A 9,635-nucleotide genomic window follows, 5' to 3' on the forward strand; every position below is an offset into this window, starting at 1 on the left:
ATTCACCGAACTCGGCGTCGTCTAGCTGCTCTTCGACCTCGTTAGCGTTTTCGATGAGAGCGACAACAAATTGATCGACCTGGTCGCGTAATTCGTCATCGCTGTTCTCTGCAAGAACGTCTTCGAGCACCTCGGCACGATCTTTGCTTGTCAGAATAAGTTGGCGGAGAAATGCCGCGGGATCGGGCAGCCCGATGGCCCCGATCAAACTATCGACATCTTGGCGAAACTCTACGGTGGCCTTCATTCGTTCCCGTTGATTTTTTAGCGACCCGAGTTCCTGTGAGAGGACTAGCTGACCGATGGTGACGACGAGCGTCACACCGGTGATAAGCGACGCAATGAATGCCTGGAATGCGATACCAACTTGATTTGTGTTGCTCATGACCGAGCGAAACGATGAGGGGCCGACTGTCCCAGCAACAACGAGAATTACGAACAAACCGAGCGTGAGCATGCCAGTAATCACCCACCGATCCCCATTGAGGAGAAACCAAAATCGAATTCGGGACTCATCCATCCGCCCGACCATTGATTCGTCCTTATCTGCGTCGCCCATGATGGCATATATGTCATCTACCGTGAAAAAGACGACTGCTGAACATTACTATCCTCTTAGGAAGTCTGGTTTCGTACTTTCGCGAGGGCGGCAATCTGGCCGAATCGACTGCCGGTTAGAGATTCAGGGGACAGTAAATTTGGTCCATTTGCATATGAAGAGTAGATTGGTGGGGACCCAATTGTTTCACTGCCTCATGTTGCACTAAGCAGACGTGGACACACCAGCTATCAAGTGAAGAATAGCAGCTGAGAATATAGATATTCGTGCATTACTGATGAAATCAGATAGGCAACAAAGAGACTATTTCTAAGAGAGGAGATCCCTTCACAAAACTTATGCCTACAACTCACTGCATTGGGTTATGGAACGAAATGCGCTCACCTCTGCTCTCCTCGCATACACCGTCATTGCAGCGGGTGTAACGGTCGTCCCGCTCGCGTATGTCTATGGCCGCGCCATCGTCCTGATGTTAATTGTATCCCTGTTTGTATTCTCCCTTCTCCACGCACGGACTGGAAGCGGTCCAACCATGGCGATGGAAGGTGGTGGTGAAGGAAACGACTATATAGAAATGGATGCCGCACAATCACCGCAGTACACTGGATCCTCACTCCCCACGAACAATCGAGCGATCCTCACTTTCTACCTCCTCGGAATTGTCCTCTGGAGCTTCGCTGCAATTATCGTTGTCAGCTGAGAGACTGCTTGGGTTTCTCGTTGTGTTTTCCTCTTACTCGTTCTGCTAAGTTAGCACCACGGACAGCGCACAGATCGATTCAAGAGTCTCGTGGGTCGTCCACTGCCGCTTAGACTTTGAATGGGTGCTAGCCGAGATACTGCCACTACCTACTAAAGCCAATAGTAGCATCCACGTTGTGACTTTGATACTCTCAGTAATTAGTGGAGGTACTATTCTACTGATTGGAGTGGTTCCTTCGGCTTCACGAGACGGTCATGCACATACCGTACACCGACTCCAAGGATGAAGGCTGTTGTTCCGACGACAACGGTGTATAGCCCGACAGAAAGAAGAAGAGTGTTAATCGCACTGATTATCGTTGGCTCTCGACCGAGCGGAGCGTCTGTGAGTGCGAACGAAAACGCGAATGGAAGTAACCCTGATGCAGCAAGAAACCAACTTAGAAGGAATCCACTGTTAAGATAAGCGTTCACTGCCGCAGCACCAAACGTGACGATGACGAGTAGCTGGGAGTAATGGGTACTCGAAAGCCACTGGCCAGCAGGCGTGTAAGTAAGCACCGTAAACAAAATTGTGATAGCTAGTCCAACAACCAAGAAACTAATCGACATGCGGTAATTCCGACCAAAGATGGGCGTGTACAGACTAGTTTCTGCCATAGATACATGATTCTAATTCGAGATAATAAGCTTTCTCTGCCACTTAGGTGTTTGAAGGATCTCAAAATGCGCTATTAATGGTTAGCAGATTATACTAACTTGAGGGTCTTCGTTTCCGTCGAATTGGTCTGATCACGTCGGTATTGAGACCACCATATCTCATAGCGAACCTGCTCTGGACGTGTGTTCGGGTAATTCTCGTAATGTCAAGCATCTCTTTGACCTTATAGAAAGTACTTAGATAGTGAGACCATAGACGGCATATGCAACGTCGAAACGTACTTATCGCTATTGGGGGACTTTCTATGTCACTTGCCGGTTGTCTCAACCAAGCTTCGCCCTCCAACCATTCGTTAAACTCCTCAACGACGTCCTTAACGCGATCGAGCACCACTACCTCGCAGATAGATCTGCCGCCCTGCCCAAAGAAACCAGACTCACTTACGAAAGAAAATGTTGCTCGATTCACCACGCGGTTCGAGGAAGCATATGCCGCTCGGGAAACCTTACCTGCGGATACTGACAATATCAAGGCTGTTCGCGTTTCAACTAATAAGGAGGACGCAAGGGTTACCCTCGCTGACGAGGGATGGCTGGTCCACTTCACCGCGATTGAGCCGACCTACACGTACCATTCCCCGACAGATAGTCCACACTACGATCCGGGGATGTACTTTGCGAGCTACTTTGTGAGCGATGAGACCGTGCTTCGAGCAAAGGGGACAGAGTATATCGACCCACGAAAGAACAAAAAGAGTCACTCCAGCGACCCCGTCTCCTGTCCACCGTAGCCAAATTACATACTACGTTAAGATTATTTCTTGTCCGAACAATTAGTGTCAGTCGTATACCTTACTGGTCCCAGTTTGCTCGTGACGAGTGATTCACATTCACCGTCAACAAAATGCCCGACGACAGAAGTATCTACTTTATTACCCAATAGACCGGAAAGCTTGACTTCGTAGAAGTACTGAGGAGTTCCTTCTTCCGAAACGAACCTGATGGAGACACTTGTATTGACTGGCATCGGAATACTACGTACTAGAAACTGTGCATACAGGGGGAGAAATATCGGGGCGATTTTCGTTTCCATTTGGGGATTTATAGAGAAGTGTAAAAGAGATATTTCACTGTACACGAAGCTTATTGTCTAATAGATGTATTCTCGTACATGAAACGCCGAACCACACTACTCAGCCTCTTCTCTCTCCTCTCGGTCTCTACTGGCTGTCTTGGAAACGCATCATCAGGTAACTCACCATTCCCAAAACGGGTTTCCGTCCAACAGACCGATTCGGTTCCAGACCGGTATCCGGTTGACTTAACTCTCGACATCGTTCAGGCGGAACTCACCAAAACACAAACTGCTCATCTGAAAACGACAGCGAAAAACACAGGTGAAGCGACGAGGGAGTTCGAGCCAGCCTACTACAAAGGTGCAAGCTCACGGGCAGGCGATTCGGGTATCCTCCTGTATTCCCTCCGTGCTCCAGATAGCCCACCAGCTGATTATGCTCCTGACTGCATTGGGTCGGACGGCAAATCACAGGGGGAGCTACGTTGGTCAAATGAGTACTCCGGGACAGAAACCCTCGAACCGGGCGAATCATCAAGTGAAGAACTGATTGTCGTTGATGATCCCACTGTTCGCGGTTGTATCCCGACCGGGGAGTATAGATTTGAGGACCCGTACAACATCAGCGACGAAAACGGGTATGATGAGACGTTCACGTGGGGATTCACGCTCCGAGTTGATGACGTAAGTACAGAGCAAACGCAATGATGAGTATATTCTCTCCACGAATTGTTGCAGGAATTAGTATCCTCTTGGTAATACTCGGTATTTTTTCCTATCAAGTGACCTGCACGGCAGTAGATGCCCCTGGAACAACCAATGATGATTTCAAGATAACCAATATCTCACCATTTGAAATCAAATACACGAGTGATAATATAAACACATGCAGTATACCGATTACTATTGTTTTCCTTCCAATTGGGATTCTACTTTTCACTTTTAGTATCGGTTGGGGGCTATTCCAATATTCATTCCAAAATTACAATATTTGAGAACACCATTGCTTGAGGGGATACTATGAGAGCGGAAGCATCCACTGCCGCTTATACTGCCCACAGGAAGTAAACTACCCAAAATCACCGATTTTGGAAAATCGGCCTTACCGCTGTCGCACGTTCTACTTCGGTTATCAAATCAATCACGCATCTTGAAACGCGCCGAAATCCCAGGAAACAGACTACTTCCCCTGATCGTTCGGAACAACCGAATTCGATCAGCGAAATCACCGTCAGCTGGCACGCTAAATATGTACCACGAAATGCACAATGATCGACTTAAGGGTGCCTGGAGAAGGCTACTTACCGCTTATATAGTAGGAGCCAATTTCGGGAGTTACCGGTGGGATTCATGTTCGCGGAACAAGTCAACCAAACAAGATGAGCCGAGACTGGGACTTACGGGACAGATTACGAGAGGAATCAATCACTGATCTCAAGATCGCCCCAACGACGGTTCAAGAGACGGACGACAGCCGTGATGATGCGACGAAGGGTGGTGAAGCCACCGACGGTGGCCAATACGTATAGGGATACATTCTTGCATATACAGCCAGAATAGTGCTCGTCGGTATACTCTCGGTGCTCAAACAGCTCGTCACCCAACGTGAGCGTCCATCAACAATCTGATGTACAGTTTTGTCACTACACCCGTCCTACAAGTTTGTGACTCGGTATCGCCGTTCGTACGAACGGCACGCCGGATCGTTCGGATATCGACGAGGACCACTCGCTACCGATCCGTTTTCGAGAACGATTGGAGATTCGAGCAGGGATTGTGAGTATCTCCGATGCTTTGAATTACGTATTCACCAACCAAGTCGATCCTCGCCCTTCGGTTGAAACTCCCTCCCGATGAATCAAACTCAGCGTTCGAGCGTCCGTGAGGTGGCGACTGTCGATTGACTGGTCTGGGTGATTTCGAGGACCGTCATCAGGTCTGTCCGCGAGATTAGACCGGCAAGCGAGCCGTCACCTTCGGTTACGAGAAGCCGACCGATACCCTCCTGCTGGAGGGTCGTGAGCGCATTCGTCGCCTCGCCGCCGGGGCGGACCGTCACCAGATCTGTCGACATGATGTTATTGACTGTCGAATCATCTCGGCGGTCGGATGCCCGTTCTTGGACGTCTTCGAGCGTGACGATGCCGACGAGGTCATCGCCGTCAACGACCGGATACCCGGTGTGACGTTCGCGGACCATCCGGTCAAGCAAGGTATTGATCGACGTCTCGGGTGCCACCGTATCGAGTTCGGCCACCGGCGTCATTATCTCCCTGACGGTTAGTCCCTCGAAGGCCGCCTGCATAACCTCCTGGCTGGTCTCGCTCGTCGCGGCGATATAGATGAAGAAGGCGATAAGAATCCAGAACAGGTTAAACGTAAAGACCCCAGCGATTCCGAGCAGGAACGCGAACCCCTTCCCGACGGCAGCGGCGATGCGGGTTGCCTGCAGGCGCGACCGGTTACGCGAGAGCACCGCACGGAGGACTCGCCCACCATCCATTGGGAATCCCGGAAGCATATTGAACACCGCTAGCACCACGTTGAGCACCGCTAAGTAGCCGATCACGAACCGAACTGCGGGGAGCCTGCCAGCGAGCAGTTCGAACGACCCGTAGAACAGGACCCCGAGTGCGACGCTAACGATCGGGCCGGCGATGGCGATCGAGAACTCCTGGCGCCAGTCGTCAGGCAACTCCGTAAACTGCGCTAGACCGCCCAAGAACCACAGCGTGATCGATTCAGTCTCAAGGCCGTACCGGCGTGCTACGAGTGAGTGACCCAGTTCGTGCAAGAGAACGCTGGCAAAGAGGCCGAGTGCAGCACCCACTCCCAAGAGCCAAGGGAGCAACCCCGCGGTAAGCGGTTCAGGATCGAGTGGGGTCCCGAAGATCCCGTTGATCAAGTCCACTGTGAGGCCAACCTGCGAACCGATGAGGTAGGCTAGCAGTGGGAGGATCAACAAGAACGAAATGCCCAGTCTAATCGGGATGCCGAACAGCGAACCGAGACGGAGACTCGCCATATGGCGACTACGGGCTCAAGCCCTATCAGGTAATCCCCCGGATATCGAACGTTGGTGGTTCGATCGGTATCGCCCCAGCAATTTCATTCGACGACGGCAACACTGTACTCGGCCACGGCACTGTCTAGTTAAGGGATTCTGTTGTAGAGTGGCATTTCAGCGTCTTTAACGGGAGTGGCGAACGAACCACTTTGTCTCATCATGACTAGGTGTTCGGTGAAGCAGCCGAATTCCGTCCTCTCACAGTGCAGCCAATCTCGATATCAAGAATCAGTCACCTATGATCGGTGGGTAACACTTCGCCACCCGTACCGCTGCCGCTTGGTTTTCCTTATCTAGACAGTGCCACTAGTACGATTCCTTCAGTTGGCAATGGTTGGCATCCTGGTCATCGGCCTATTGCGGGGAAACAGCGGAATCGCCGTCAACGCTGGTGTCGGCCTGCTCGTCACGTTCCTCCCAGCACTGTTGGAACGCAATTACAGTATCACGATGAGCGTTGGTCTCGTGCTCTGGATCACGATCGCGATGTTCCTGCACGCGTTCGGGACGTTATCGTTGCCTGCACTGGGGTTCCTGAGCCCATACCAGTCGACGTGGTGGTGGGATCATATGACTCACGCACTCTCGTCGTCGCTGGTCGCCGGGGTGGCATACGCCGTGACACGGGCACTCGAGGAGCACACGAAGTACGTTGAGATGCCACCGAAGTTCATGTTCGTCTATATGTTGTTGTTCGTAATGGCTTTCGGCGTCATCTGGGAGCTCATTGAGTTCTATATCGGCGTTGTGTCGACCCTCATCGGCGGCGGGAAGGTTCTCACCCAGTATGGACTGGACGATACGATTCTCGACCTAATCTACAATTCAGTCGGTGGATTGCTCGTTGCGATTCTTGGCACAGCATACCTGACTGATCTCGCGGACCAACTTCGGATGCGAATGGAATCTACAGATCAGTAACAACTAGAGTTGGGAGAGAATTTCCTGCCGGTCTTCTGTGGATATCGTATTCATGTTTCGTCGCTAGACTGGTTGGGCTGGACATCCTATGTATTATTCGTATAGTCGGCCCCTGTGTTGACAGAATATATTAAGATTCCTTTTTCGAGCTCTCCCCCATAGAACGTAGTATGGTGGTGTATGCTGAACTCAAGATTCCTGCAGATGGTTTTGTCATCGGGCAAGCATTCAGTTCACTCCCAGACGTACAAGTTGAACTAGAGCGAGTAGTACCAACAGTTGATACTGTCGTCCCATTTGTTTGGGTCCGAGGAGCTGACCCAGACGACGTCATACAAGTTACCCGTGCACACGGCGCCGTCGAACACATAGCAGTGCTCGACGAATACGAAGCACAGGGAACGCTCTTTCGTATCGTGTGGCGACGGGCGTTCCGAGATGCGATCGTCGCGATTGCTGAATCGGACATGACGCTTCTGTCTGCAACCGGAACAGCCGAGGAATGGCAGTTCGAGCTCCGGGCACCAAGCAATGCCCCGCTGGCGGAGTTTCAGCACTGGCTCCATTCGGAAGGTGTCCCGCTGACGATACTGCGACTGACGAACACCGAGTTGAAACGAGAACAACAGCAATATGGCCTCACTGCCTCTCAGCATGAGGCGCTTCGGCTTGCATACGAACGCGGGTACTTTAATGAACCACATGAGACGACGCTCGAGACACTGGCAACAGAACTGGGAATCTCTCGTCAATCGTTTGGTGGACGACTCAGACGGGGGTTTCAAAACCTCGTCGCATCCACACTCATGGACGAACCCAAATGAGGTACTACTCACCACCCTTCTATTCGATTCGGTGTCACGACCATGATTTCAGAGACCCCTCCTGACACCGTGATAAGACCCCTACATAGGTAAGAGACAGTGTCAAATCGGCCTGACTCGTTAATATGCTACAATGACTTCGGGGGATCAATTCGAACCATCGACTAAAACGGTGAATTCTTTGGCGATTGTCGAGGCAGTCGCAAACCGAGAAGGAGTTCCTGCACTGCAACTACAGCCACCGTTGTATGAGGCCGTCGATCCCGATGCGTTAGATACCCTCCTGACTACCGAGCGGTCGGTGTCGCAATCTCCAATCACGATCCAGTTCGAGTATGCTGGCTACCGAATTATCGTGGATTCAGATGATGAGTTCAGGATTGAGTAATCTTGAAACGCGAGGTTGCACGAGGTAGGTGTTTTCCCTGATGGTGGTCATTATCGTCCAGTTCCTTCAAGTCGCTATCGCAAAACTTTGAGGTGAGGAATAAGCGTCCCATCTTGAGATCGCCCCAACGACGGTTCAAGAGACGGACGACAGCCGTGATGATGCGACGAAGGGTGGCGAAGCCATCGACGGTGGCCAGTAGGTGTCGGGATTACAGTATTGGATAGACCGCCAGAATAGTGCTCGTCGGTATACTCTCGGTTCTCAAACGGCTCGTCATTCAACGTGAGCGTCCAAAATCGTGACCGTCAGGGTGGCTTTCTTCGATCACCCCGTGAGGTTGCTGATCGTGATAGCGATGAAAAGCAGGAGGACGATCTCGTTGATGATCCAGGAGTTCGTTTCCATCCAGTCACGCGCTTTCGGCAGGAATGCCTCCGCCCGTTCGCCGAACGCGAGCAAGATCAGTAATGGGAGCGCTAGAATCAAGAGCGTAACTCCGATAAACGGGAGGGCATCTCTCCAGGGTGCCCCTTGCGCCGCGAGATATGAACCAACGGCGGCGGACGTGAGGAGATCACTCGGGAAAAGTCCCATCAGGAGGAATCCAAGCCTGAACGAGAACCGTGGGTTTGCCGATGTGAGCTTCCCCATCCATTTGGGCGGTTCCGTCTCCTCTCTCGTCCGGAAGACGTTTACCATTGCCACCAAGAGCAGGACGAGGATGATAACATAGAGTGTATCGTTTGTTGTGCCTTGTCCAAGTGCACCCTCACCAGCGAAGTAGACGAGAGTCACGACCAGGGAGATCGAGATTGCAGCGCCGAGGACGTATGCGGCGGAGTTCTGTCGCCAGTTTTCACTCGTCGCGAGGAAGATGGCGCTGAGAATCTGTGGCCCCGCAACCATCACAAACGCCAGTGGAAGAACATCGAGAAAGCTCATAGTGATCTCTCTATCTACTCCCCAAATTTTGTGAATGGCAGCTCATCACGGATCGAATTGTGGTGGTCATTTCGCAGTCTCCGTATCTCTACGGCATACACGACGATAATTGGACGCTTTCTCACTACTCCTCATACCGTCACAGTGGTGGTCAACTGAGTAGTACAAAAAAGCGATAGATTGTTCATAAAAACCTTGCTCTTCTGTGTCCCTCCAACCTATAATTATCGAGAAAATACAGTCATTACCTTGTGTTTTGACAAACCAACAAAGGGATGTACCATTGTCCTGGAGTCGCACGAAAGAAATACCCTTGGCGGCGAGAGCACGTGGTAGGCAATACTTACGTCTGATTATAGTAACAGTTCACAAATGCCACCTCGTGTTTGAGCCGTGCTTGAATGGGAGAATCGGAAAAACTGCGCCGATCCCCATTACAGGGAATCACCCCGATCGATTGAGCTCGCCACGTTGTTTCACCAGCAAATCAACGA

At 51.3% G+C, this 9,635-nt stretch carries 7 protein-coding genes and 1 pseudogene; 5 read left to right on the plus strand and 3 right to left on the minus strand.

Annotated features, from left to right (window positions below):
• A pseudogene (locus BG842_RS00005) lies at window positions 1-559 on the minus strand (hypothetical protein); the annotation flags it as partial.
• A 364-nt stretch (window positions 560-923) separates the two neighbouring features.
• On the opposite strand from BG842_RS00005, the gene BG842_RS00010 reads away from it, so the two are divergent.
• On the plus strand, window positions 924-1,259 hold the full coding sequence (locus BG842_RS00010) for a hypothetical protein (protein ID WP_069449173.1): 336 nt from the start codon (window positions 924-926) through the stop codon (window positions 1,257-1,259).
• A gap of 1,833 nt (window positions 1,260-3,092) precedes the next feature.
• Window positions 3,093-3,704, plus strand: a complete 612-nt coding sequence (locus BG842_RS28525; RefSeq protein WP_139135961.1) for a hypothetical protein — start codon at window positions 3,093-3,095, stop codon at window positions 3,702-3,704.
• A 1,156-nt stretch (window positions 3,705-4,860) separates the two neighbouring features.
• Here the strand turns inward: BG842_RS28525 and BG842_RS00020 are convergent.
• Window positions 4,861-6,021, minus strand: coding sequence for a site-2 protease family protein (locus BG842_RS00020; protein WP_069449175.1), 1,161 nt, complete (start codon window positions 6,019-6,021; stop codon window positions 4,861-4,863).
• Between the two features lie 372 nt (window positions 6,022-6,393).
• Between BG842_RS00020 and BG842_RS00025 the strand changes: the two genes are divergently transcribed.
• From BG842_RS00025 to BG842_RS00035, 3 genes are all read left to right on the plus strand, one after another.
• A complete protein-coding gene (locus BG842_RS00025; RefSeq protein ID WP_254662786.1) occupies window positions 6,394-6,984 on the plus strand; it encodes a hypothetical protein in 591 nt (196 codons plus the stop codon).
• Between the two features lie 170 nt (window positions 6,985-7,154).
• On the plus strand, window positions 7,155-7,808 hold the full coding sequence (locus BG842_RS00030; protein WP_069449177.1) for a helix-turn-helix domain-containing protein: 654 nt from the start codon (window positions 7,155-7,157) through the stop codon (window positions 7,806-7,808).
• A 133-nt stretch (window positions 7,809-7,941) separates the two neighbouring features.
• The gene (locus BG842_RS00035; RefSeq protein WP_069449178.1) at window positions 7,942-8,196 is read left to right on the plus strand and encodes a HalOD1 output domain-containing protein; all 255 of its coding nucleotides are present in this window, start codon (window positions 7,942-7,944) and stop codon (window positions 8,194-8,196) included.
• A 327-nt stretch (window positions 8,197-8,523) separates the two neighbouring features.
• Here the strand turns inward: BG842_RS00035 and BG842_RS00040 are convergent, their stop codons facing one another.
• Window positions 8,524-9,141 (minus strand): GAP family protein, encoded by a 618-nt coding sequence (locus BG842_RS00040; RefSeq protein ID WP_069449179.1) that lies wholly within the window; start codon window positions 9,139-9,141, stop codon window positions 8,524-8,526.
• Window positions 9,142-9,635 lie beyond the last annotated feature (494 nt).

The sequence above is a fragment of the Haladaptatus sp. W1 genome, assembly GCF_001723155.1.
Classification (GTDB): domain Archaea; phylum Halobacteriota; class Halobacteria; order Halobacteriales; family Haladaptataceae; genus Haladaptatus; species Haladaptatus paucihalophilus.

Coding starts and splice junctions, on each gene's coding strand:
- BG842_RS00010 (WP_069449173.1), top strand. CDS start 924: ATGGAACGAAATGCGCTCACCTCTGCTCTCCTCGCATACACCGTCATT.
- BG842_RS00025 (WP_254662786.1), top strand. CDS start 6,394: ATGGTTGGCATCCTGGTCATCGGCCTATTGCGGGGAAACAGCGGAATC.
- BG842_RS28525 (WP_139135961.1), top strand. CDS start 3,093: ATGAAACGCCGAACCACACTACTCAGCCTCTTCTCTCTCCTCTCGGTC.
- BG842_RS00030 (WP_069449177.1), top strand. CDS start 7,155: ATGGTGGTGTATGCTGAACTCAAGATTCCTGCAGATGGTTTTGTCATC.
- BG842_RS00035 (WP_069449178.1), top strand. CDS start 7,942: ATGACTTCGGGGGATCAATTCGAACCATCGACTAAAACGGTGAATTCT.
- BG842_RS00020 (WP_069449175.1), bottom strand. CDS start 6,021: ATGGCGAGTCTCCGTCTCGGTTCGCTGTTCGGCATCCCGATTAGACTG.
- BG842_RS00040 (WP_069449179.1), bottom strand. CDS start 9,141: ATGAGCTTTCTCGATGTTCTTCCACTGGCGTTTGTGATGGTTGCGGGG.